Origin of the sequence: Streptomyces sp. TRM70350, from assembly GCF_019219825.1 — a bacterium.
GTDB lineage: Bacteria > Actinomycetota > Actinomycetes > Streptomycetales > Streptomycetaceae > Streptomyces.
On the sequence record NZ_JAHUXH010000011.1, the window covers coordinates 201,849 to 222,188 of the forward strand.

A 20,340-nucleotide genomic window follows, 5' to 3' on the forward strand; every position below is an offset into this window, starting at 1 on the left:
GCATCAAGTGGTCGACGCGGATCAGACGTTCGTCATCGTCGGAGGGGGACTCGCCGGCGCGAAGGCGGCCGAGACGCTGCGGGCGGAGGGCTTCAACGGCCGGGTCATACTGATCTGCGACGAACGCGACCACCCGTACGAACGCCCGCCGCTGTCGAAGGGCTATCTGCTCGGCAAGGAGGAGCGCGACAGCGTCTTCGTGCACGAACCCGCCTGGTACGCGCAGAACGACATCGAGCTGCACCTCGGCCAGACCGTCGACGCGATCGACCGTACGGCGAAGACGGTCCGCTTCGGCGAGGACGGCACGGTCGTCCGCTACGACAAACTGCTGCTGGCCACCGGTGCCGAGCCCCGCCGCCTGGACATCCCCGGCACCGACCTGGCCGGCGTGCACCACCTGCGCCGCCTCGCACACGCCGAGCGCCTCAAGGGCGTCCTGGCCTCGCTCGGCCGGGACAACGGACACATCGTGATCGCCGGCGCGGGCTGGATCGGCCTGGAGGTCGCGGCGGCGGCGCGGGAGTACGGCGCGGAGGTCACCGTCGTCGAGCCGGAGCCGACCCCGCTGCACGGTGTGCTCGGCCCCGAGCTGGGCGCCCTCTTCGCCGAGCTGCACCGCGACCACGGCGTCCGCTTCCGCTTCGGGGTCCGGCTGACGGAGATCGTCGGCCAGGACGGCGTGGTGCTGGCCGCCCGCACGGACGACGGCGAGGAGCACCCCGCCCACGACGTCCTCGCCGCGATCGGCGCCGCCCCCCGCGTCGCCCTCGCGGAGGCGGCGGGCCTGGAGATCGCGGACCGGGCGTACGGCGGCGGCGTCGCCGTCGACGAGCAGCTGCGCACCTCCGACCCCGACATCCACGCCGCCGGTGACGTGGCCGCCTTCCCGCACGCCCTCTTCGGCACCCGCCTCCGCGTCGAACACTGGGCGAACGCGCTGAACGGCGGCCCGGCGGCGGCGAAGGCGATGCTCGGGCAGCAGGTGACGTACGACCGCGTGCCCTACTTCTTCTCCGACCAGTACGACCTGGGGATGGAGTACTCGGGGTGGGCGCCGCCGGGGTCGTACGACCAGGTGGTGCTGCGCGGGGACGCCGGGAAGCGGGAGTTCATCGCGTTCTGGCTGAAGGAGGGCCGGGTGCTGGCCGGGATGAACGTGAACGTGTGGGATGTCACAGAGCCGATCCAGAACCTGATCCGCTCACAGGCACAGGTGGACACGGAGATGCTCGCAGACCCGCACGTACCGCTCGGAAACCTCATCCCGTAGCCGTCAGGACCGTCGGCACGCCCCCGTAGAATTCACGCGTGGCAGGACGGATCAACGACGAGGACGTGAAGGCGGTACGGGACGCGGTCCCGATCGACGCCGTGGTGTCCGAGTACCTCCAGCTGCGAGGCGCGGGCGGCGGCAACCTCAAGGGGCTGTGCCCGTTCCACGACGAGAAGTCGCCGTCCTTCCAGGTCAGCCCGAGCAAGGGACTCTTCCACTGCTTCGGCTGCCAGGAGGGCGGCGACACCATCACGTTCGTGATGAAGGTCGACCACCTCTCCTTCTCGGAGGCGGTCGAGCGCCTCGCCGCCCAGGCCGGTATCACCCTGCGCTACGAGGAGGGCGGCTACAACCCCGCCCATCAGCGCGGCGAACGGATCCGCCTGGTCGAGGCCCACAAGATCGCCGCCGAGTGGTACGCCGAGCAGCTCGCCACCAGCCCCGAGGCGGAGACCGGCCGGGTCTTCCTGGCCGAACGCGGCTTCGACCAGTCGGCCGCGGTCCACTTCGGCGTCGGCTACAGCCCGCAGGGCTGGGACCACCTCACCCGCTACCTGCGCGGCAAGGGCTTCACCGACAAGGAACTGATCCTCTCCGGCCTCTCCCAGGAGGGCCGCCGGGGTCCCATCGACCGTTTCCGGGGGCGGCTCATGTGGCCCATCCGGGACATCGCCGGGGACGTCGTCGGCTTCGGCGCCCGCAAGCTGTACGAGGCGGACAACGGCCCGAAGTACCTCAACACCCCCGACACGGCGATCTACAGGAAGTCCCAGGTCCTCTACGGCATCGACCTGGCGAAGCAGCACATCGCCAAGACCAGCCGGGCCGTCGTCGTCGAGGGCTACACGGACGTCATGGCCTGCCACCTGGCCGGAGTGACCACCGCGATCGCCACCTGCGGCACGGCCTTCGGCGGCGACCACATCAAGATCCTCCGCCGCCTGCTGATGGACAACGGCAGCGCACGAGTCATCTTCACCTTCGACGGCGACGCGGCCGGTCAGAAGGCGGCGCTGCGGGCCTTCGAGGACGACCAGAAGTTCGCCGCCGAGACGTACATCGCGATCGCGCCGGACGGCATGGACCCCTGCGACCTGCGCCTGGTGAAGGGCGACGAGGCGGTCGCCGACCTGGTCGAACCCCGCACGCCGCTCTTCGAGTTCGCCCTCCGCCAGATCGTCGGCCGCTACGACCTGGACACCCCCGCGGGACGCGCCGCCGCGCTGGACGAGGCGGCCCCGATCGTGGCCCGCATCAAGAACAGCGGCGCCCAGCACGAGGTCGCCGTCCAGCTCGCCGGCATGCTCGGCATCCTGGACACGCAGTTCGTGGTCAAGCGGGTGGCGCAGCTGGCCCGTTGGGCACGCGAGCGGGGCGGCAAGGGCGGCCCGGTGACGCCGACGCGACCGCGGCAGTCGTACGACACCCCGACCGCGCCCGTGCACTCGGGCCCGGCGCTGAACCTGCGCAACCCCGTCTACGCCACCGAACGCGAACTGCTCAAGCTCGCCCTGCAGCGCCCGGAGCTGGTCTCCCCGGCGTTCGACGCGTACGGAGTCGACGAGTTCACGGCCCCGCCCTACGCCGCCGTACGCCAGGCGATCCTGGACGCGGGCGGCGCGGAGTACGGCGTACAGGACCCGCAGGAGTACCTGATCAGGGTCCGCGAGGCGGCCCCGGACGACACGGTCCGCGCGATGGTGACGGAACTGGCAGTCGAGGCGATCATGCGGCGTACGGTCGACGAGGCGTACGCGGGAGAGCAACTGGTCTGGGTCCGCCGCCGTGCCGTCGACCGCCGCATCCAGGACGTCCAGAGCACCCTGACCCGCCTCGGCACGAACGGCGATCCGGCCCAACTGGCGGCGGTGCAGAACGAGTTGTGGGTCTTGCAGCAGTACGGGCAGGCGTTGCGGGAGCGGGGCGCGGCCGCCTTGTGATTGCGGCCGCGCGGAGTGGCTAGTCCGCCTGCGGCTGCTCGGGGGGCGTGATGCCGAGGTGGTCCATGATCGCCCCGACCTGCCGCATCAAGGCGACCTGCCCGGATACCAGAGCACCAAGCAACTTGCCGTGCTCGGCGAGCGTCTTGGTGTGTGCCTTCAGAATCTCGCCGTGCTCCAGCTGAGTGTCCCGCAAGGCCCGGATCACCTGAATGTCGGTCCGCCGCTGCACTTGGAGCGCGGCCACGTCGCTGTCGGAGCCCACAGCCAGGTTGCGCGTCGTGGTGTGCTCCTCCACGACTCGACTCATCTGCGCCTCCAGCGCTTCCAGGCGCCGCCGCAGCTCCTCGATCTCGCTCATGCCTTCCATCCTGCCCTGGCTCAGCGGGGCCCAAGTGTCCCCGGCCGTCAATCGGATCGTCAAACGACCTGAGTAACCAGGCAGTCACGGACCGGACTCAAAAAGTCACCGCACGCCCCTCGTGGCGGAGATGTGTCTTACCCCACACTGGGTTGCGGTGCCTGAGTCCTCGGAGCGCGGCCGATCCGTCCCCCACGGGTCCCTCATCCCCGCGGTTCCGCTCATCGCGTACGGGACGGACAGCGGCGAGGCCGCCGACTCCGCCCCCCGAGCAGCGCTGCCGTACGCCTCAGCAGCGATCACCCTGGAGGTCGCCCCCGTGCAGACCCAGACCCTCATTCAGACCGACATCCGTACGGACGGCGCGGAGCCGGACGCGGAGGCCGACGTGCTGGTGGCCGTGCCGCCGCAGAGCCGGGGCCCGCTCCACCCGGAGACGGAGACCCTGGCCGAACCGCCGAGCGAACCGCCGACGGAACCGCCCGCGGACGCCGTCGAAGCCCCCGAGCCGGTCGAACCGCCCGTCCCCGGCCGTGTCGACACCGGCGGCCCCTCGTCGGACCTGTTCCGCCAGTATCTGCGCGAGATCGGCCGCATCCCGCTGCTCACCGCCGCCGAGGAGGTCGAACTGGCCCGCCGCGTCGAGGCCGGCCTGTTCGCCGAGGAGAAGCTGAGCAACACCCCCGACCTGGACAGCCAGCTCGCCCTGGACCTGGACCGGTTGGTCGTCATGGGCCGGGTGGCCAAGCGCCGGCTGATCGAGGCGAACCTGCGACTCGTCGTCTCCGTCGCCAAGCGGTACGTCGGCCGCGGCCTGACCATGCTCGACCTGGTCCAGGAGGGAAACCTCGGCCTCATCCGCGCGGTGGAGAAGTTCGACTACGCCCGCGGCTACAAGTTCTCCACGTACGCCACCTGGTGGATCCGCCAGGCCATGTCCCGCGCCCTCGCCGACCAGGCCCGCACCATCCGCGTCCCGGTCCACGTCGTCGAGCTCATCAACCGCGTCGTCCGCGTCCAGCGCCGCATGCTCCAGGAGCGCGGCTACGAACCGACTCCCGAGGAGGTCGCCGCCCACCTCGACCTCCCGCCCGAGCGCGTCGGCGAGGTCCTCCGCCTCGCCCAGGAGCCGGTCTCCCTGCACGCCCCGGTCGGCGAGGAGGACGACGTGGCCCTCGGCGACCTGATAGAGGACGGCGACGCCACCTCGCCCGTCGAGTCGGCGGCGTTCCTGCTGCTCAAGGAGCACCTTGAGGCCGTGCTGTCGACGCTGGGGGAGCGGGAGCGGAAGGTCGTACAGCTGCGGTACGGCCTGGCGGACGGCCGCCCGCGCACGCTGGAGGAGATCGGCCGCATCTTCGGCGTGACGCGGGAGCGGATACGGCAGATCGAGTCCAAGACCCTCAACAAGCTGCGCGACCACGCCTTCGCGGACCAGCTCAGGGGCTACCTGGACTGACCGGGGGCCACCACTCAGCGGCCCCCGCCCGCGCTAGTCGACCTCGGCCACCGCCTGTGCGAACTGCGCCTTGTACAGCCGCGCATAGGCGCCGTCCGCGGTCAGCAGCTCGGCGTGCGCGCCCTGTTCGACGATCTGCCCGTTCTCCATCACGAGGATCGTGTCGGCGTCCCGGATGGTGGACAGCCGGTGGGCGATGACGAAGGACGTGCGTCCGTGCGCCAGTTTCGCCATCGCCTTCTGGATCAGCACCTCGGTGCGGGTGTCGACCGACGACGTCGCCTCGTCCAGCACCAGGATCACCGGGTCGGACAGGAAGGCCCGCGCGATGGTGACGAGCTGCTTCTCACCGGCGCTGACCCCCGTGCCCTCGTCGTCGATCACGGTGTCGTAGCCGTCGGGCAGCGTACGGATGAACCGGTCCGCGTGCGCGGCCCGCGCCGCCTCCTCGATCTCCCCGCGGGTGACCTTCCGCGCGGCCCCGTACGCGATGTTCTCGGCGATCGTCCCGCCGAACAGCCAGGTGTCCTGCAGCACCATCCCGATCCCGGACCGCAGTTCGTCGCGGGACATCGTCGCGATGTCGACCCCGTCGAGCGTGATCCGCCCGCCGGACACCTCGTAGAACCGCATCAGCAGATTGACCAGCGTGGTCTTCCCGGCGCCCGTCGGCCCGACGATCGCCACCGTCTGCCCCGGTTCCACCGTCAGCGACAGATTCTCGATGAGCGGCTTCTCCGGGTCGTACCGGAAGGACACCCCCTCCAGCGCCACCCGCCCGCGCAGCTCCTCCGGCCGCACCCCCGGCACCGGATCCGCCGACTGCTCCTCCGCGTCCAGGAGTTCGAAGATCCGCTCGGCGGAGGCGACCCCGGACTGCACCAGGTTCGCCATCGACGCGATCTGCGTCAGCGGCATCGAGAACTGCCGCGAGTACTGGATGAAGGCCTGCACGTCACCGATGGACAGCGAACCCGAGGCGACCCTCAGCCCGCCGACCACCGCGACGAGCACATAGTTCAGGTTTGACACGAACATCATCAGCGGCTGCATGATCCCGCTGTTGAACTGCGCCCGGAACCCCGCCTCGTACAGCGCCTCGTTCTGCTCGGCGAACTGCCGCGCCGACTCCTCCTGCCGCCCGAACACCTTCACCAGCGTGTGCCCGGTGTACATCTCCTCGACGTGCGCGTTCAGCTTGCCCGTCGTGCGCCACTGCTGCACGAAGTGCGGCTGCGACCGCTTGCCGACGTACGTCGCCACATACAGCGACAGCGGCACCGTCACCAGCGCGACGAGCGCCAGGATCCAGGACACCCAGAACATCATCGCCAGCACACCGATGATGGTCAGCAGCGAGTTGATCAGCTGGCCCATCGACTGCTGGAGCGTCTGACCGATGTTGTCGATGTCGTTCGTCGCCCGGGACAGCACCTCACCGCGCTGCCGCCTGTCGAAGTACGACAGCGGCAGCCGCGACAGCTTCGTCTGCACGTCCTCGCGCATCCGGTACATCGTCCGGTTGACGGCCCGGTTCACCAGCCGCGTCGCCACCGCCATCAGCAGCCCGGCGACCACGAACACGACGAGGGCGAACAGCAGTACGTTCCCCACCGCGCCGAAGTCGATGCCCTGACCCGGCGTGAAGTCCGTACCGCGGAGCATGTCGGCGATCTCCCCGTCGCCGCGCTCCCGCATGGCGTCGAGGACCTGCTCCTTGCTCTGCCCGGCCTGCATCTCCCGCCCGACGATCCCCGCGAAGACCAGGTCGGTGGCGTGCCCCAGGATCTTCGGGCCGATCACGGACAGCCCCACGCTCACCACCACGCACACCAGCAGCGCGCAGATGGTCAGCCGCTCCGGCCGGAACCGGCCGACGAGCCGCCCGCCGGACACCTTGAAGTCCATCGAGCGATGGTCGGGGCCGGTCCCCGCCATCATCCGCCCCAGGGGACCGGCCATCAGGCAGCCTCCGCTTCCGTCAGCTGGGAGAGCACGATCTCCCGGTAGGTCTCGTTGTCCGCCATCAGCTCGTGGTGCCGGCCGGTGCCGATCACCCGGCCCGCGTCGAGGACGACGATCCGGTCGGCGTCCCGGATGGTCGCCACCCGCTGGGCGACGATCACGACGGTCGCCTCGGCGGTCTCCTCGGCCAGCGCCGCCCGCAGCGCCGCGTCGGTCGCGTAGTCGAGGGCGGAGAAGGAGTCGTCGAAGAGGTAGATCTCGGGCCGCTGCACCAGCGTCCGCGCGATCGCGAGCCGCTGCCGCTGACCGCCGGAGACGTTGGTGCCTCCTTGCGCGATCGGCGCGTCCAGCCCGCCCTCCAGCCGCTCCACGAAGGGCTTGGCCTGCGCCACCTCAAGCGCGTGCCACAGCTCCTCGTCGGTCGCGTCCGGGTTGCCGTACCGAAGGTTGGTGGCGACCGTGCCCGCGAAGAGGTACGGCTTCTGCGGCACCAGTCCGACGGTCCTGGCCAGCAGCTGGGGGTCGATCGTCCGGACGTCCACCCCGTCGACCAGCACCTCCCCGTCCGTGGCGTCGAACAGCCGCGGCACCAGCCCCAGCAGCGTGGACTTGCCGCTGCCGGTCGAGCCGATCACGGCGGTCGTCTCACCGGGCCGCGCGAGAAGGTCGATGCCCTTCAGCACCGGCTCCTCGGCCCCCGGGTAGCGGAACCCGGCCGCACGGATCTCCAGATGCCCGTGCCGGCGCAGTTCCCGGACGGGACCGACCGGCGGGAGCACGCTCGACGACGTCTGCAGCACGTCCTGGATCCGCTCGGCGCACACCTCCGCGCGCGGCACCATCATGAACATGAAGGTGGCCATCATCACGGCCATCACGATCTGCATCAGATAGGCGAGATACGCCGTCAGGTCGCCGATCTGCATCCCGCCGCCGTCGATCCGGTGCGCGCCGAACCACACCACCGCGATCGACGACAGGTTCACCACCGTCATCACGATGGGGAACATCAGCGCGAGCAGCTTGCCGGTGCCCAGCGACACCTCGGTCAGCTCGGCGTTCGCCGTCCGGAACCGGTGCTGCTCGTACTCGTCCCGGACGAAGGCGCGGATCACCCGGTTGCCGGTGATCTGCTCGCGCAGCACCCGGTTCACCGTGTCCAGGCGTTCCTGCATGGACCGGAACAGCGGCCGCAGCCGCCGTACGATCAAGGTCACGGAGATGCCCAGCACGGGCACCACGCCGACCAGCACCCCGGACAGCGGCACGTCCAGGCCGAGCGCCAGCACGATGCCGCCGACGCACATGATCGGCGCCGACACCATCAGCGTGAACGTCATCAGGGCCAGCATCTGGATCTGCTGGACGTCGTTCGTGGTCCGCGTGATCAGCGAGGGCGCGCCGAAGTGGCCGACCTCACGCGCGGAGAACGACTGCACCCGGTCGAAGACGGCCGCCCGCACATCCCGGCCGATCGCCGCGGCGGTGCGGGCGCCGTAGTACACGGCACCGATGTTGCACACCACCTGAGCCAGCGAGATGCCGATCATCAGGGCACCGAAGGACAGGATGTAACCGGTGTCACCGTTGACGACACCGTTGTCGATGATGTCGGCGTTCACCGTGGGCAGGTAGAGGGTCGCGCAGGTCTGCAGGAACTGCAGCAGCACGAGTAAAGCGATGGGTCTTTGGTACGGCCTGAGGTAGGTCCGCAGAAGTTGTATGAGCACACTGGTCTCTCGGAGTCGGCGGGAGGAGCCGGTTGGTTGCCCCTGGCCCCTATCGTCGAACACTCCACCCGCGTTACCTCAACCGATTAACCCAACCAGGCCCTACGGCCGGAACGCCCCCGGGTGGGTCTGCTCCCGCACGGACACGAACTGCTGCCGCACCGCCTGCCCCACCGCCAGGGCTTCGCCGGGTTCGAGTACCTGCGCGGCCGCCCCCTGCCAGGCCGGTGGGGTACGCGGATCGAGGGTGCCCTGCGACACCCCGAGCGCCCAGGCCGCCTGCCGGGCGGCACCGATCGCCGCGTAGTCCGCGGGCTGCGGTACGACGACCTGCGCCCCGAACAGCGAGGGCGCCGAGGCCTGCACGGCCGGCAGCTCGGCCGCCGCCCCCAGCAGGAAGATCCGCCGCACCTCGACCCCGCGCCCGCGCAGCACGTCGAGCGCGTCCGCGAGCCCGCAGAGCATGCCCTCGAAGGCCGCCCGCGCCAGATGCTCCGCCTTCATCGACTCCCGCCGCAGCCCCGTCAGCGTCCCCGCGGTGTGCGGCAGCGCGGGCGTCCGCTCACCCTCCAGATACGGCAGCAGTACGAGGCCGTGGGAGCCCGGCGTCGACTTCATCGCCAGGTCGGACAGGCTCTCCAGGTCGGGCAGCCCGAGCAGCTCGGCGGTGCCGCGCAGGGTGCGCACGGCGTTGAGGGTGGTGACGACCGGCAGGTGCATGCCGGTGGCGTCGGCGAGGGCGGTGATCATCCCGGTGCCGTCCTGCAGCGCCTCGGGGTGCACGGCCATCACGGATCCGGAGGCGCCCAGGGAGACGACCGCGTCGCCGAGTCCCAGGCCCAGACCGAAGGCGGCGGCCATGGTCTCGCCGGTCCCGGCGGAGATGAGCAGCCCCTCCGGCGTCGTACCGGCCGCGTCGGACGGCCCGATCACCTCGGGAAGCATGACCTGGTGACCGAGCGCCAGCTCGACCAGGTCGGGACGGTAGGCGCCGGTGGCGGCGGACCAGTATCCGGTCCCCGAGGCGCCGCCCCGGTCGGTGGTCCGCCGGACCGGACGGCCCAGCAGCTGCCACACCAGCCAGTCGTGCGCCTGCATCAGCACGGCGACCCGCGCCGCGTTCTCGGGTTCGTTCTTGGCGAGCCAGCGCAGCTTGGTCACCGGCTGGGCGGCCTGCGGCACACAGCCCACGGCCTGTGCCCACGCCTCACGCCCGCCGAGCGCGTCGACCAGATCGGCCGCCGCGACCTGCGCCCGTTTGTCCCCGCCGACCAGCGCGGGCCGTACGGTGCCGCCCTGCGCGTCGAGCGGCACGACGGCGTTCTGCTGCGCGGACACCCCGATGGCCTGCACACCTTCCAGCAGCCCACCGCCGGCCGCCTCGCCCAGGGACAGCAGCCAGGCCTGCGGGTCGACGTCACTGGGGCGACCGCCGCCCTCGGGGGTCTCCACCGGGTGCGGGGCATGGCCCTGCCTGAGTACGGCTCCCGTGTCCGCGTCACAGACGACGATGCGAGTGAAATCGGGCGAACTGTCCAGCCCGGCGACTATCCCCATGGATCAGATTCTGCCGTAGCGCTGCGCGGGCTCGGGCCGTGGGCGTTGTGGTGCCCCTGGCTATGTGTTGCTGGTGCCCCAGTCGTCCTCCGGGGTGCCGTTGATGTTGCGTTCGCGCAGGGAGCGGACGCGGTGGGCGACCGAGTCGGGCACCCGGTCGCCGACCTTCGAGCTCACCGTGTGGTAGGCCCGGCCGGCGAACTGGCGACCCTGCGTGGCGGCCGTCTCGGCGGTGTTGCGGACGGCGGGGTTCTGCGCGACCTGACGCGCGGTCTTCTTCAGCTGTTCGTAGCGCTCGCGTCCGGCTCGTGTGCCCAGCACGTAACCCAGAGCGAGTCCGACGACGAATGTGAGCCGGTAACGCATGGTGGCCACCCTTCCCTTGCGTAAGTCCTCTGGCGCGGCCTGGAGCCGGGGGGAACCGATTGGCGGAGCACCCCCCTGCTTGCGCTAATGTATGTGTCGCAGCGAGCACGCGCCCTCTGGCGAATACCCAGGTGGGTGCGTTCGATGCAACGAGGCATTCCTCCGTAGCTCAATTGGCAGAGCAGCCGGCTGTTAACCGGCAGGTTACTGGTTCGAGTCCAGTCGGGGGAGCTCGGTCCTCCGTAGCTCAATTGGCAGAGCAGCCGGCTGTTAACCGGCAGGTTACTGGTTCGAGTCCAGTCGGGGGAGCAGCCTGAACGAGGACCCCGCCGGGGTCCTTTTTCATGTCCGGTTCCACGTCCGGTTTCATGTCCGGCGGAACCGCTGGGGCTGCGACGGAGTCCTCAAGGTCATGAACGCCGTGGGAAGCCGACCATCCGGAGCAGGAGATCGTATGAGCGGCTATGCTGCGGCAGACGGCGCGCACAAATGTGCGCGACACGCCGCTATGGGGCGGTAGCTCAGCCGGTTAGAGCAGCGGACTCATAATCCGTCGGCCGTGGGTTCGAGTCCCACCCGCCCCACCAGCAACGTTTCATGACCTGCGGAAACGTCTCTTCAGTGCCTCTGAGTCACCTACTCGGTTCGATCGGGGAGAATCCGCTGCTCACTCGTGCTGTCTGAGGTGTCACTGCGGGCGTCCGGACGCCCCTGTCAAGGCTCGCTGCGGCGATTCAGGACAAGCTCGGTTGCTGCTGGTCACGCAGTGAAGCCGAGAAGCAAGATCCAGGGGACATGCAGGGGACGCGAGGAAATGGAGCGGCCGGGGGCAAACGTCTGGCCGTGCTCGGCCCGGCGCCCAAAGCCGCCGGCCGCGCGGTGAAGGATGCGCTCCTGCCCTACGTCGACTCCCTCGACGACGCCTTCGAGGGCGATGTGATGGCCACCCGTGATCTGCTGACCCTGGACGATCCGTGGAACGACTGATCCTGGACACCGGCGTATTGATCGCGGTCGAGCGCCGGCAAGTCGTTCTCGACCGTGTACTCGCGGACGATGACGACCCGGTGATCGCCGCCATCACGGCCGCGAAGTTGCTCCAGGGCGTCGAACTGGCCGACGACACCAACCGGCTCGCCCGCCAGTCATTCGTAGACGCCGTCCTCGCCACGATTCCGGTCGAGGAGTACACCGTGGACATCGCGCGGGCTCATGCGCGGCTACTCGCCCACGTACGCAGGGTCGGCCAGCCCAGAGGAGCCCACGATCTGATCATCGCGGCAACCGCCCTGACCACCGCACGCACAGTGGTCACCTACGACAAGCGAGCGCGCTTCGACGATCTCCCCGGTGTTCGTGTACGTCGGTTGTGACGGGCCCGGGCGATGGGCTGTTGGCAAGTGCGCCCCCAGTCTCGGCCGCTGGCCTGCGAGAGCGGCGTTTCCCGGTCGTAGTTGTCGGAGTGAACGCCCGGCCCCATCCCGTCTGCCTCTACCTGTCGTGGAGCACGTTCGGTCGGGTGACGGGGACGACGGTGAGGAGGTCGTCCAGGCCCTTGAAGTCGTCGGGGTTGGGGGTGAACAGAGGGAGATCTTCGGCGATGGCGATCGAGGCGATCATCAGGTCGGCGATGCAGCGGGGTTGGCGGCCGGTGCTGATGACGGCGGCGCAGACGCGGCCGTAGATGCGGGCGGCTTCGGCGTCGAAGGGGATGGGGTCGAACTCGTTCTCCGCTCGCTGGAGGATGTCGGTGCGTCGGGCGCGATCGGCGTGTTCGTCGTAGTCGTCCTGTTCGGCGTTGCTGCGCACCTGGTGGGGTCCGGCGGAGAGTTCGGCGAGGGTGATGGCGGTGATGGCCATCTCGGCGGGGAGTTCGTCGGGGTTGATCCACTTGCGCAGGATCATGATGCTGGTGTCGAGAAGGCCCTGCTGGTGCTCGACGGGCTGGTGCTCACCGGGCATAGGGGTTGTCCATGCCCTGCTCAGCGGTGGCGTCCTGGTCGGCGCGGAAGGCGTCCAGGGAGATGTCGGGGGCGCTGCGGGACATGGCGGCGAACTCGCCGCGGGGGACGAAGCGTCGTCGGCGGCGCAGGGGGATGAGCTCGCCGATGCGGTGGCCGTCGCGGGTGACGGTGAAGGACTGGCCGTTCTGGACCGCGTCCATGATCTCTTTGGACTTGGTGCGCAGGTCGCGCTGGGTGATCTCGGGCTGGGCAGGCATGTGTCCACAATGGACGTGGCGTGCCACCCTGTGCTACTTGGTGGCACGCGCGGCATCGTGTCAGCGGCGGTGGGTGCGCTGGGGATCTCGTGGGGTGGTGTTGGCGAAGGGGGTGAACCAGGCCGCGGGGCGCAGGTCGCCCATACCGAGGTGCTGGTTGATCGCCTCGTCGGGGTCTTCGATGCCGCCAAGGCCGGATGCCGGGCGCGGCGTCGTACAGCATCAGGATGTCACCGTCCTGGAAGAGCAGGTCGGAGCAGCCGCCCCAGTCATGGTCGTCGCGGTGCCCGGGCAGGGTGAAATGCCGGGGTGTCGCTGTGCACGCTGACCCCGAGGATGAACTGCCCGGCCCGGTTGGCCGGGGTTCCCGATCCCCGCGCCGCCGGTCGCCGCCCCCGCCCGACCGGCCGCGTCCACGGGACAGACGCCGGGCGCGCCGCAAACCGGCGTGGGCGTTACGCTGGGATCGGCTGTGGCCCAGGGTCGCAGCGCGGCGGTGGGGCTCGCCGTACCCGAACCGTGGCATCGATGCCGCCAACAGTCCCTACTTGCGATGGCGTGTGCCCGCGTGCGCGGGCCCCGGGCGAGTAGGAGGCGTACGTTCATGACAGCCCCGAATCCAAGAGTGGTGGGTGAGACCACGGATCCCGACGTCGATCTGCACGTCCCGGCCCAGCGGCAGCAGTCCTGGCGGGCTCAGGGGCCGATCGTGGCGGCGGTGTCGCTCGGCGGTGGCATCGGGGCCGCTGCTCGCTATGGGGCCGGGCAACTGTGGCCGGTCGCGGCGGATGGTTTTCCGTGGACCACGCTATGGGTCAACGTGGTCGGCTGTGCGGTCATCGGTGCCTTCATGGTGATCATCACCGATGTGTGGGCGGCACACCGGCTGGTGCGGCCGTTCTTCGGCACCGGCGTGCTCGGCGGCTTCACGACGTTTTCGACGTATGCCGTCGACATCCAGAGGCTGGTGGCCGCGGGTGAGGCGCGCAGCGCCCTGGCGTATCTGGCGGCGACGCTGCTGGCGGCGCTCGCGGCGGTGTGGCTCGCGGTGGCGGCGACGCGCCGCGTTCTGTCCTGGAGGCAGGGATGGTGATGACGGGACTGACAGGCGGTGCCCTGCGGGTGACGATCTTCATCGGGGAGAACGACACCTGGCATCACAGGCCGCTCCACAGCGAGATCGTGCACCGGGCCCACGAGGCCGGGCTCGCTGGCGCGAGCGTGTTCCGGGGTGTCGAGGGCTTCGGCGCCTCGTCGCTGATCCACACCTCGCGGCTGTTGTCGCTGAGCGAGGACCTGCCGGTGGCGATCGTGATCGTGGACACCGAGGAGCGGGTGCGGGCCTTCCTGCCGCAGCTGGACGAGCTGGTGGGGGAGGGACTGGTGATCCTGGACGACTGTGAGGTCATCCGGTATGTCGGCAGGGGGCAGGACGCGTGAACTGGCTGCTCGTGGTCGTCGGCGGGATGGTCGGGGCGCCGCTGCGGTACCTGACCGACCGCGCTGTGCAGAAGCGGTACGACACGGTCTTTCCGTGGGGCACCTTCACTGTCAATGTGGTCGGCAGCCTGATGTTGGGCCTGTTGTCGGGAGCGGCGGTGGCCGGTGCCGCGTCCTCGCACGTGCAGCTGCTGCTCGGCACCGGACTGTGCGGCGCGCTGACGACGTACTCGACGTTCTCGTACGAGACCTTGCGGCTGGCCGAGGAAGGGGCGAAGTTCCTCGCCGCGGCCAACGTCGTCGCCAGCGTGGTGGCGGCGCTGGGGGCGGCGTTCGCCGGTGCGGCCCTCGCCGAGGCGCTGTGGGGGTGAACCCGGCCGCTGACAGGTGGCGGTTCGAACGAGGGTCCACTGGATGCGGTCCCAGGCCAATGGCCTGCACGCGCTGAACGACCCGGCTGTCTGAACCGCCGGTCAGGCCCCGCCGCCGTGACGGCGGCCGGTGGGCTCGCTCAGGGCCGGGCGATCGAGCAGTTCATGGAGCAGGCCGTCGACGCGCACGGCCAGGGCGTCCCGCACCGAACGGGCGCTCTCGATGTCCAGGCCCGCGAGCTCGGGCAGGTCCCAGTCCAGGTAACGGCGGCCGGGGCGGACCGGGCAGGCGTCGCCGCAGCCCAGCGTGACCACCACGTCGGCAGCGGTGACCACCTCGGCGGTCAGCGGCTTGGGGAACTCGTCTCCCACGTCCAGGCCCTGCTCCGCGAGCAGCCGCTCCACCACCGGCGCGATCTCCGTGCCCGGCCGGGATCCCGCGGTCAGCACCCGTACGGCGTCGCCCGCCCGGTGCCGCATCAGCGCGGCGGCCAACTGGGAGCGGCCCGCGTTCTCCGTGCAGACGAACAGCACCTCCGGCACCGGCTTGGGCGACAGCCCGAGGCCGCGGGCCAGGGCGGCCAGCCGCTGGTCGGCGAAACGCTCGATGAGCACCGGCAGATGAGTGTCCACGTGGGCGCGCACTTCGAGCCGACTCGCGCACTCGTCGACGTACTGGGCGACGGTGGCCTTCGAGAACGACCGGCCGTGACGGGCGGAGAGCCGGCGCACGATCCGCTCCAGCACGGACTGCATGTCACGCAGGGGCGGCGTCGCAGGTCCGAACCGGCTCGGATCCTCCATGGCGCACCTCCGTGGGTGACGGGAAGACCTCTTCCCCTTCCCTGGGATAATAGGCGACCATCTATGTATGGAGTAGCCGTCGCACCTTATGGTGAATAGATGGGCGTCACTACAGACGGCGCGGCGCAGGCGGGTCATGATGAGGCGGCGGACGCATGCACGCCGCAACTCGCCTGCCATCTGATCGACCGCGACGAAGCCGAGCGGCTGGCGAGCATGCTCAAGGCCATCGCCGATCCCACCCGGCTGCAGATCCTCCGGCTCATCGAGCGGTCGCCCACCGGTGAGGCGTGCGTGTGCGACCTGACCGAGTGCCTGAACTTCCGGCAGCCCACGGTGAGCCACCACCTGAAGATCATGACCGAGGCCGGTCTGCTGACCCGGGAACGGCGCGGCACCTGGGCCTGGTACGCCGTGGACCACGAGGGGCTGCGCCGGGTGCGCGAAATCCTCGAACCGGCCCCCGCTGCCGCTTCGGGCCAGGCCGCCTGACGGGGCGCTCCCGGCGTCAGGAGTCGCCCAGCATCCTGCGCTGTACGTCGAGGTGGTGCTCGTTCATCCACGCCTGCGCCGCCATCTGGACCGCGTCCCACGGTGAGCCGAGGGGCGGTGTGTAGGAGAGGTCCAGGTCGCTGACGTCGTCCACGTTCATCCCGTGGAAGAGCGCGGTGGCGTAGGCGTCGACGCGCTTGGCGACCTCCGCACCGCGTCGTCCGACCAGCTGGGCGCCCAGCAGACGACCGCTGTCGGTGTCCCCGGTGACGCGGATCGCGATCGGGGTTGCGCCCGGGTAGTACGCCTTGTGGTCGTCGGGGCGGCTGGCGGTGGTGACCGGAGTCCAACCGCGTCCGGCGCCGAGTGCCTCGTACTCGCGCAGACCTGTGCGGGCCGCGACGAGGTCGAAGACCTTCACGACCTGGGTCCCGAGACTGCCCCCGAACCAGCGGTTTCCGCCGAGTGCTCCCCGGCGATCCGTCCCTGCTTGTGCGCGGTGGTGCCCAGGGGCAGCCAGGTCGTGCCCAGCAGCCGGTGGTGAGTGACGACGCAGTCGCCGGCCGCGTACACGTCCGGCAGTGAGGTGCGCATGTACTCGTCGACCTCGATCGCGCCCTTCACGCCCAGCGTGGCACCGGCCGCGGCGGCGAGGCCCGCGTCGGGTCGCACGCCGACGACGACCAGGACGAGATCGGTGTCACACGTGAGGGTCGAGCCGCTCGACTCGGTGGCCTGGACGCGGAGCAGGTCGCCGGAGGGGGCGCGGGTGATCGCGGAGACCTGGGCGCCGGTGATGACGTCGACGCCGTGGGTGTCGAGCTCGGTGCGGACGAGGGCGCCGAGTTCCGGACAGCTCCTCCTCCTTGGGCAGGCCGAGCTTGCGGTAGCCGGAGCCGGTGGCGACGATCACCGCCTTCGCCCGATGCACGGTGCCCGCGGTATCGGTGACTTCCTTGACGGCGCCGGTGAGGTCGACGGAGACGATGTCGTCCTCGACGATCTCGGCGCCGAACCTCTCGGCCTGGGCGCGCATTTGGGCCATCAGGTCCGGGCCGGCGATGCCTTCGGGGAAGCCGGGGAAGTTCTCGACCTCGGTCGTGGTGGTCAGCGAGCCGCCGACGAAGACCGCGCCGCCGAAGACGAGCGGCTTGAGTTCGGCGCGGGCGGTGTAGAGGGCGGCGGTGCAGCCGGCGGGCCGGAGCCCATGACGATGACCTCGCGGATCTCGCTCACGCCTTCGTCTCCGGAGCGATCTCCTCGATCAGGCCCTCGACCAGCTTCTTGATCTCGTCGCGGATCGGGCGCACGGCCTCGACGCCTTGGCCGGCCGGGTCGTCCAGCTGCCAGTCCAGGTACCGCTTGCCGGGGAAGACGGGGCAGGTGTCGCCGCATCCCATGGTGATGCAGACGTCCGACTCCTTCACCGCGTCCACGGTCAGCATCTTCGGAACCTCGGCGGAGATGTCGATGCCGACCTCGCGCATCGCCTCCACGGCGGCCGGGTTCACCTCGGCGCCCGGGTTGGAACCGGCCGAGCGGACCTCGACGCGGTCTCCGGCCAGGTGGGTCAGCCACGCGGCGGCCATCTGGGAGCGGCCGGCGTTGTGGACACAGACGAAGAGCACGGACGGCTTGTCGGACATCAGAGGTCTCTCTTGTCTCGCGACGGGGACGGCAACGGTCCCTCACCAGGAACGAGTACAGATCACATCAGCACCCGGTGGTGTCAGTCACCACTGATGTGAGAGTATCAGCCCATGATGACGTCAGTCGACACTGACCTGATCCGGGTGCTGGCCGACCCGCTCAGGCTCCAGATCGTGACCCTGCTCGCCAAAGAGACGCTGTGCACCACCCACTTGGTGGAGGAGACCGGCGCGAAGCAGACCAACCTCTCCAACCACCTGAGAGTGCTGCGCGAGGCCGGGGTCGTCGAGACGGAGCCGTGCGGCCGGTACACGTACTACAAGCTGCGCCCGGACGTCGTCGCCCAACTCGCCGGTCAGTTCGCCGACCTGGCCGAGTCCGCCCGGACCGCCGCCGACAACAAGAGGGCCTGCCCGTGACCCGCACCGAAGCACCCGCGACCGCCGAGGAGTCCTCGGTCGTCGCGAAGCTGTCGACGCTCGATCGCTTTCTCGCCGTCTGGATCCTGCTCGCCATGGCGGTCGGACTCGGTCTCGGCCGCGCCATCCCGGGTCTGAACGACGCCCTGGCCAAGGTGGAGATCGGCGGCATCTCGCTGCCGATCGCCATCGGCCTGCTGATCATGATGTACCCGGTCCTGGCCAAGGTCCGCTACGACAAGCTCGACGCCGTCACCGGCGACAAGAGGCTCATGGTCTCGTCGTTGGTCATCAACTGGCTGATCGGCCCGGCGGTGATGTTCGCGCTGGCGTGGATCTTCCTGCCGGACCTGCCCGAGTACCGCACCGGCCTGATCATCGTCGGCCTGGCCCGCTGCATCGCCATGGTCATCATCTGGAACGACCTGGCGTGCGGCGACCGGGAGGCCGCAGCCGTCCTGGTGGCGCTGAACTCGGTGTTCCAGGTCCTGGCGTTCGGCGTCCTCGGCTGGTTCTACCTCGACCTGCTGCCCGGCTGGCTGAACCTGGGCGACGGCGAGCATCTCGACATCTCCATGTGGAAGATCGCCCTGAACGTCGTCATCTTCCTCGGCATCCCGCTGCTGGCCGGGTTCCTGACCCGCCGTATCGGTGAGCGGAGGCTGGGGCGGGAGTCGTACGAGACGGGCTTCCTGCCGAAGATCGGCCCGTGGGCGCTGTACGGCCTGCTCTTCACGATCGTCATCCTGTTCGCCCTGCAGGGGAAGACCATCACCTCCCAGCCGCTGGACGTGGCCCGCATCGCCATCCCGCTGCTGATCTACTTCGCGCTGATGTGGTTCGGCACCTTCGCCCTCGGCAAGGTCATCGGCCTCGCCTACGACCGCACCGCCACGCTCGCCTTCACCGCGGCCGGCAACAACTTCGAACTCGCCATCGCGGTGGCCATCGCCACCTTCGGCGTCACCTCCGGCCAGGCCCTGTCGGGTGTCGTCGGCCCGCTGATCGAGGTGCCGGTCCTGGTCGCCCTGGTGTACGTCTCTCTCGCCTGGCGGCGGAAGTTCAGCGCCGGACGGCAGCTGACGGCGGCGCCGCGGGAGAGCTGATGCGGTGCCTGGATTGCTCCGGCATGGGGGCGCGGGTCGCCGCCGTCGGTGTCCGCGCCGTCCACGCCGCCTGCGGCGCCCGCCTCGCGGCGTGCTGCCCGCGGACCGCCCGCACCGCCCGCACCGTCCGCACCTGATGACGGGCGACCAGCACACCCAGGTGGTGATCGTCGGCGGCGGCCAGTCCGGCCTCGCCGCCGGATACCATCTCCGCCGCCTGGGCGTGGACTTCGTCGTCCTCGACGCACAGTCCACGCCCGGCGGGGCGTGGCAGTACGCCTGGGACTCCCTGCACCTGTTCTCCCCGGCCGCCTTCTCCTCCCTGCCGGGGCGGCTGATGCCGCCGCAGCCGGGGCGGGAGTACCCGGACGCCGGGCACGTGGTGGCGTATCTGCGGGACTACGAGAAGCGGTACGAACTGCCGGTGGAGCGGCCCGTGCGGGTCCTCGGCGTGCACCGCGACAGTGAACTCCTGCGCGTGGAGACCGACTCCGGCACCTGGCGCGCCCGTGCCGTGATCAGCGCGACCGGTACCTGGTGGCGGCCCTTCCTGCCCGCCGTCCCCGGACGGGGCGACTTCGGCGGCGAGCAACTCCACACCGTCGCCTACCGGCGGCCGCAGGACTTCACCGGCCGCCGCGTGATCGTGGTCGGCGGCGGCAACTCCGGCGCCCAGATCGCCGCCGACCTCGCCCACGACACGGAGCTGACCTGGGTCACCCAGCGCCCGCCACGTTTCCTCGCCGACGACATCGACGGCCGCGCCCTGTTCGACGCGGCCACCGCCCGCCGACGCGCCCTCGATGAGGGCCGCACGGACACCGGCGGCGTCGCCTCCCTCGGCGACATCGTCGCCGTACCGCCCGTGCGCGAAGCGCGTGACCGCGGCGTGCTCAAGGCGAGCCCGATGTTCACCCGGCTCGTTCCCGGCGGCGTCGAGTGGGCCGACGGCACCCGCGCCCAGGCCGAGGCGATCATCTGGTGCACGGGCTTTCGGCCCGCCCTCTGCCACCTCGCCCCGCTCCGACTCCGGGGCCGACGCGGCCACATCGCCACCTCCGGGACGCGGGCGGTGGACGAACCGCGCCTGCACCTGCTCGGCTACGGGGACTGGACCGGCCCTGCCTCCGCCACGCTCATCGGTGTCGGCCGCCCGGCCAGGGAGGCAGCGCGCGAGATCGCC

The 20,340-nt window shown here is 70.2% G+C and carries 24 protein-coding genes, 3 tRNA genes and 1 pseudogene; 16 read left to right on the top strand and 12 right to left on the bottom strand.

Annotated elements, in window-relative coordinates:
- The first annotated feature begins 7 nt into the window (after positions 1-7).
- Positions 8-1,273, top strand: a complete 1,266-nt coding sequence (locus tag KWI83_RS19485; protein WP_218515632.1) for an NAD(P)/FAD-dependent oxidoreductase — start codon at positions 8-10, stop codon at positions 1,271-1,273.
- 38 nt (positions 1,274-1,311) lie between these two features.
- On the top strand, positions 1,312-3,216 hold the full coding sequence (gene dnaG / locus KWI83_RS19490) for a DNA primase (protein WP_218515633.1): 1,905 nt from the start codon (positions 1,312-1,314) through the stop codon (positions 3,214-3,216).
- Positions 3,217-3,235: 19 nt separating this feature from the next.
- Here dnaG and KWI83_RS19495 read toward each other — a convergent pair whose 3' ends face one another.
- Positions 3,236-3,577: a hypothetical protein gene (locus tag KWI83_RS19495; protein WP_218515634.1), complete on the bottom strand. Its 342-nt coding sequence runs from the start codon at positions 3,575-3,577 to the stop codon at positions 3,236-3,238.
- Between the two features lie 157 nt (positions 3,578-3,734).
- Between KWI83_RS19495 and KWI83_RS19500 the strand changes: the two genes are divergently transcribed.
- Positions 3,735-5,036: an RNA polymerase sigma factor gene (locus KWI83_RS19500; protein ID WP_218515635.1), complete on the top strand. Its 1,302-nt coding sequence runs from the start codon at positions 3,735-3,737 to the stop codon at positions 5,034-5,036.
- A gap of 33 nt (positions 5,037-5,069) precedes the next feature.
- Here KWI83_RS19500 and KWI83_RS19505 read toward each other — a convergent pair whose 3' ends face one another.
- The 4 genes from KWI83_RS19505 to KWI83_RS19520 all read right to left on the bottom strand — a co-directional run bounded on the left by KWI83_RS19505 (position 5,070) and on the right by KWI83_RS19520 (position 10,654).
- On the bottom strand, positions 5,070-6,998 hold the full coding sequence (locus KWI83_RS19505; RefSeq protein ID WP_218515636.1) for an ABC transporter ATP-binding protein: 1,929 nt from the start codon (positions 6,996-6,998) through the stop codon (positions 5,070-5,072).
- Positions 6,998-8,731 (bottom strand): ABC transporter ATP-binding protein, encoded by a 1,734-nt coding sequence (locus KWI83_RS19510; RefSeq protein WP_218515637.1) that lies wholly within the window; start codon positions 8,729-8,731, stop codon positions 6,998-7,000. The genes KWI83_RS19505 and KWI83_RS19510 overlap by 1 nt, the downstream gene beginning before the upstream one ends.
- Positions 8,732-8,833: 102 nt before the next feature.
- Complete coding sequence (locus tag KWI83_RS19515; protein WP_218515638.1) at positions 8,834-10,288, bottom strand: FGGY family carbohydrate kinase; 1,455 nt, start codon at positions 10,286-10,288, stop codon at positions 8,834-8,836.
- A gap of 60 nt (positions 10,289-10,348) precedes the next feature.
- The gene (locus KWI83_RS19520) at positions 10,349-10,654 is read right to left on the bottom strand and encodes a YtxH domain-containing protein (protein WP_218515639.1); all 306 of its coding nucleotides are present in this window, start codon (positions 10,652-10,654) and stop codon (positions 10,349-10,351) included.
- Between the two features lie 158 nt (positions 10,655-10,812).
- On the opposite strand from KWI83_RS19520, the gene KWI83_RS19525 reads away from it, so the two are divergent.
- From KWI83_RS19525 to KWI83_RS19545, 5 genes are all read left to right on the top strand, one after another.
- Positions 10,813-10,885: transfer RNA gene (locus KWI83_RS19525), tRNA-Asn, on the top strand.
- 5 nt (positions 10,886-10,890) lie between these two features.
- Positions 10,891-10,963 (top strand) — tRNA-Asn (locus KWI83_RS19530).
- A gap of 201 nt (positions 10,964-11,164) precedes the next feature.
- Positions 11,165-11,241, top strand: a tRNA-Ile gene (locus KWI83_RS19535).
- Between the two features lie 208 nt (positions 11,242-11,449).
- On the top strand, positions 11,450-11,641 hold the full coding sequence (locus tag KWI83_RS19540; RefSeq protein ID WP_256362504.1) for a hypothetical protein: 192 nt from the start codon (positions 11,450-11,452) through the stop codon (positions 11,639-11,641).
- The gene (locus tag KWI83_RS19545; protein WP_218515640.1) at positions 11,629-12,027 is read left to right on the top strand and encodes a PIN domain-containing protein; all 399 of its coding nucleotides are present in this window, start codon (positions 11,629-11,631) and stop codon (positions 12,025-12,027) included. Before KWI83_RS19540 ends, KWI83_RS19545 begins: the two co-directional genes overlap by 13 nt.
- Positions 12,028-12,145: 118 nt before the next feature.
- On the opposite strand, the gene KWI83_RS19550 is transcribed toward KWI83_RS19545, so the two are convergent.
- Positions 12,146-12,616, bottom strand: coding sequence for a type II toxin-antitoxin system VapC family toxin (locus KWI83_RS19550; RefSeq protein WP_218515641.1), 471 nt, complete (start codon positions 12,614-12,616; stop codon positions 12,146-12,148).
- Positions 12,606-12,875, bottom strand: coding sequence for a type II toxin-antitoxin system Phd/YefM family antitoxin (locus tag KWI83_RS19555; RefSeq protein WP_218515642.1), 270 nt, complete (start codon positions 12,873-12,875; stop codon positions 12,606-12,608). The genes KWI83_RS19550 and KWI83_RS19555 overlap by 11 nt, the downstream gene beginning before the upstream one ends.
- A gap of 604 nt (positions 12,876-13,479) precedes the next feature.
- Between KWI83_RS19555 and crcB (KWI83_RS19560) the strand changes: the two genes are divergently transcribed.
- Genes crcB (KWI83_RS19560) through crcB (KWI83_RS19570) form a run of 3 tightly spaced genes read left to right on the top strand, consistent with a single transcriptional unit; the run spans position 13,480 to position 14,686 of the window.
- Positions 13,480-13,968: a fluoride efflux transporter CrcB gene (gene crcB, locus KWI83_RS19560; RefSeq protein WP_218515643.1), complete on the top strand. Its 489-nt coding sequence runs from the start codon at positions 13,480-13,482 to the stop codon at positions 13,966-13,968.
- Entirely contained in the window at positions 13,968-14,315 is a 348-nt protein-coding gene (locus KWI83_RS19565) for a DUF190 domain-containing protein (RefSeq protein ID WP_218515644.1), read from the top strand. Before crcB (KWI83_RS19560) ends, KWI83_RS19565 begins: the two co-directional genes overlap by 1 nt.
- On the top strand, positions 14,312-14,686 hold the full coding sequence (gene crcB, locus KWI83_RS19570; protein ID WP_218515645.1) for a fluoride efflux transporter CrcB: 375 nt from the start codon (positions 14,312-14,314) through the stop codon (positions 14,684-14,686). The genes KWI83_RS19565 and crcB (KWI83_RS19570) overlap by 4 nt, the downstream gene beginning before the upstream one ends.
- 102 nt (positions 14,687-14,788) lie before the next feature.
- Here crcB (KWI83_RS19570) and KWI83_RS19575 read toward each other — a convergent pair whose 3' ends face one another.
- The gene (locus tag KWI83_RS19575) at positions 14,789-15,490 is read right to left on the bottom strand and encodes a low molecular weight phosphatase family protein (protein WP_218515646.1); all 702 of its coding nucleotides are present in this window, start codon (positions 15,488-15,490) and stop codon (positions 14,789-14,791) included.
- Between the two features lie 99 nt (positions 15,491-15,589).
- On the opposite strand from KWI83_RS19575, the gene KWI83_RS19580 reads away from it, so the two are divergent.
- Positions 15,590-15,982 (top strand): helix-turn-helix transcriptional regulator, encoded by a 393-nt coding sequence (locus tag KWI83_RS19580; protein ID WP_218515647.1) that lies wholly within the window; start codon positions 15,590-15,592, stop codon positions 15,980-15,982.
- 16 nt (positions 15,983-15,998) lie between these two features.
- On the opposite strand, the gene KWI83_RS38785 is transcribed toward KWI83_RS19580, so the two are convergent.
- The 4 genes and pseudogenes from KWI83_RS38785 to KWI83_RS19595 all read right to left on the bottom strand — a co-directional run bounded on the left by KWI83_RS38785 (position 15,999) and on the right by KWI83_RS19595 (position 17,628).
- Complete coding sequence (locus tag KWI83_RS38785; protein WP_308122111.1) at positions 15,999-16,403, bottom strand: hypothetical protein; 405 nt, start codon at positions 16,401-16,403, stop codon at positions 15,999-16,001.
- A complete protein-coding gene (locus KWI83_RS38790) occupies positions 16,400-16,780 on the bottom strand; it encodes an FAD-dependent oxidoreductase (protein WP_308122113.1) in 381 nt (126 codons plus the stop codon). The genes KWI83_RS38785 and KWI83_RS38790 overlap by 4 nt, the downstream gene beginning before the upstream one ends.
- A gap of 49 nt (positions 16,781-16,829) precedes the next feature.
- Positions 16,830-17,218, bottom strand: a pseudogene (locus KWI83_RS19590) (NAD(P)/FAD-dependent oxidoreductase); the annotation flags it as partial.
- Entirely contained in the window at positions 17,215-17,628 is a 414-nt protein-coding gene (locus tag KWI83_RS19595; RefSeq protein WP_218515648.1) for an arsenate reductase ArsC, read from the bottom strand. The gene KWI83_RS19595 and the pseudogene KWI83_RS19590, both read right to left, overlap by 4 nt.
- 114 nt (positions 17,629-17,742) lie before the next feature.
- Between KWI83_RS19595 and KWI83_RS19600 the strand changes: the two genes are divergently transcribed.
- The 4 genes from KWI83_RS19600 to KWI83_RS19615 form a co-directional block, all read left to right on the top strand.
- A complete protein-coding gene (locus KWI83_RS19600) occupies positions 17,743-18,051 on the top strand; it encodes a helix-turn-helix transcriptional regulator (RefSeq protein WP_218515649.1) in 309 nt (102 codons plus the stop codon).
- A complete protein-coding gene (gene arsB / locus KWI83_RS19605) occupies positions 18,048-19,157 on the top strand; it encodes an ACR3 family arsenite efflux transporter (protein WP_218515650.1) in 1,110 nt (369 codons plus the stop codon). Before KWI83_RS19600 ends, arsB begins: the two co-directional genes overlap by 4 nt.
- A complete protein-coding gene (locus KWI83_RS19610) occupies positions 19,157-19,294 on the top strand; it encodes a hypothetical protein (RefSeq protein ID WP_218515651.1) in 138 nt (45 codons plus the stop codon). Before arsB ends, KWI83_RS19610 begins: the two co-directional genes overlap by 1 nt.
- Positions 19,294-20,340 (top strand): ArsO family NAD(P)H-dependent flavin-containing monooxygenase (locus KWI83_RS19615; RefSeq protein WP_218515652.1); only part of this gene is annotated, 1,047 nt, incomplete at its 3' end. The genes KWI83_RS19610 and KWI83_RS19615, both read left to right, overlap by 1 nt.

Bases quoted from the DNA above. Each gene is read 5' to 3' on its own strand.
- KWI83_RS19555 (WP_218515642.1), bottom strand. From the start codon at position 12,875: ATGCCTGCCCAGCCCGAGATCACCCAGCGCGACCTGCGCACCAAGTCC.
- KWI83_RS19610 (WP_218515651.1), top strand. From the start codon at position 19,157: ATGCGGTGCCTGGATTGCTCCGGCATGGGGGCGCGGGTCGCCGCCGTC.
- KWI83_RS19595 (WP_218515648.1), bottom strand. From the start codon at position 17,628: ATGTCCGACAAGCCGTCCGTGCTCTTCGTCTGTGTCCACAACGCCGGC.
- KWI83_RS19600 (WP_218515649.1), top strand. From the start codon at position 17,743: ATGATGACGTCAGTCGACACTGACCTGATCCGGGTGCTGGCCGACCCG.
- KWI83_RS19515 (WP_218515638.1), bottom strand. From the start codon at position 10,288: ATGGGGATAGTCGCCGGGCTGGACAGTTCGCCCGATTTCACTCGCATC.
- KWI83_RS19575 (WP_218515646.1), bottom strand. From the start codon at position 15,490: ATGGAGGATCCGAGCCGGTTCGGACCTGCGACGCCGCCCCTGCGTGAC.
- KWI83_RS19495 (WP_218515634.1), bottom strand. From the start codon at position 3,577: ATGAGCGAGATCGAGGAGCTGCGGCGGCGCCTGGAAGCGCTGGAGGCG.
- KWI83_RS19520 (WP_218515639.1), bottom strand. From the start codon at position 10,654: ATGCGTTACCGGCTCACATTCGTCGTCGGACTCGCTCTGGGTTACGTG.
- KWI83_RS19565 (WP_218515644.1), top strand. From the start codon at position 13,968: ATGACGGGACTGACAGGCGGTGCCCTGCGGGTGACGATCTTCATCGGG.
- crcB (WP_218515643.1), top strand. From the start codon at position 13,480: ATGACAGCCCCGAATCCAAGAGTGGTGGGTGAGACCACGGATCCCGAC.
- KWI83_RS19580 (WP_218515647.1), top strand. From the start codon at position 15,590: ATGGGCGTCACTACAGACGGCGCGGCGCAGGCGGGTCATGATGAGGCG.
- KWI83_RS19550 (WP_218515641.1), bottom strand. From the start codon at position 12,616: ATGCCCGGTGAGCACCAGCCCGTCGAGCACCAGCAGGGCCTTCTCGAC.
- KWI83_RS19540 (WP_256362504.1), top strand. From the start codon at position 11,450: ATGCAGGGGACGCGAGGAAATGGAGCGGCCGGGGGCAAACGTCTGGCC.
- KWI83_RS19505 (WP_218515636.1), bottom strand. From the start codon at position 6,998: ATGGCCGGTCCCCTGGGGCGGATGATGGCGGGGACCGGCCCCGACCAT.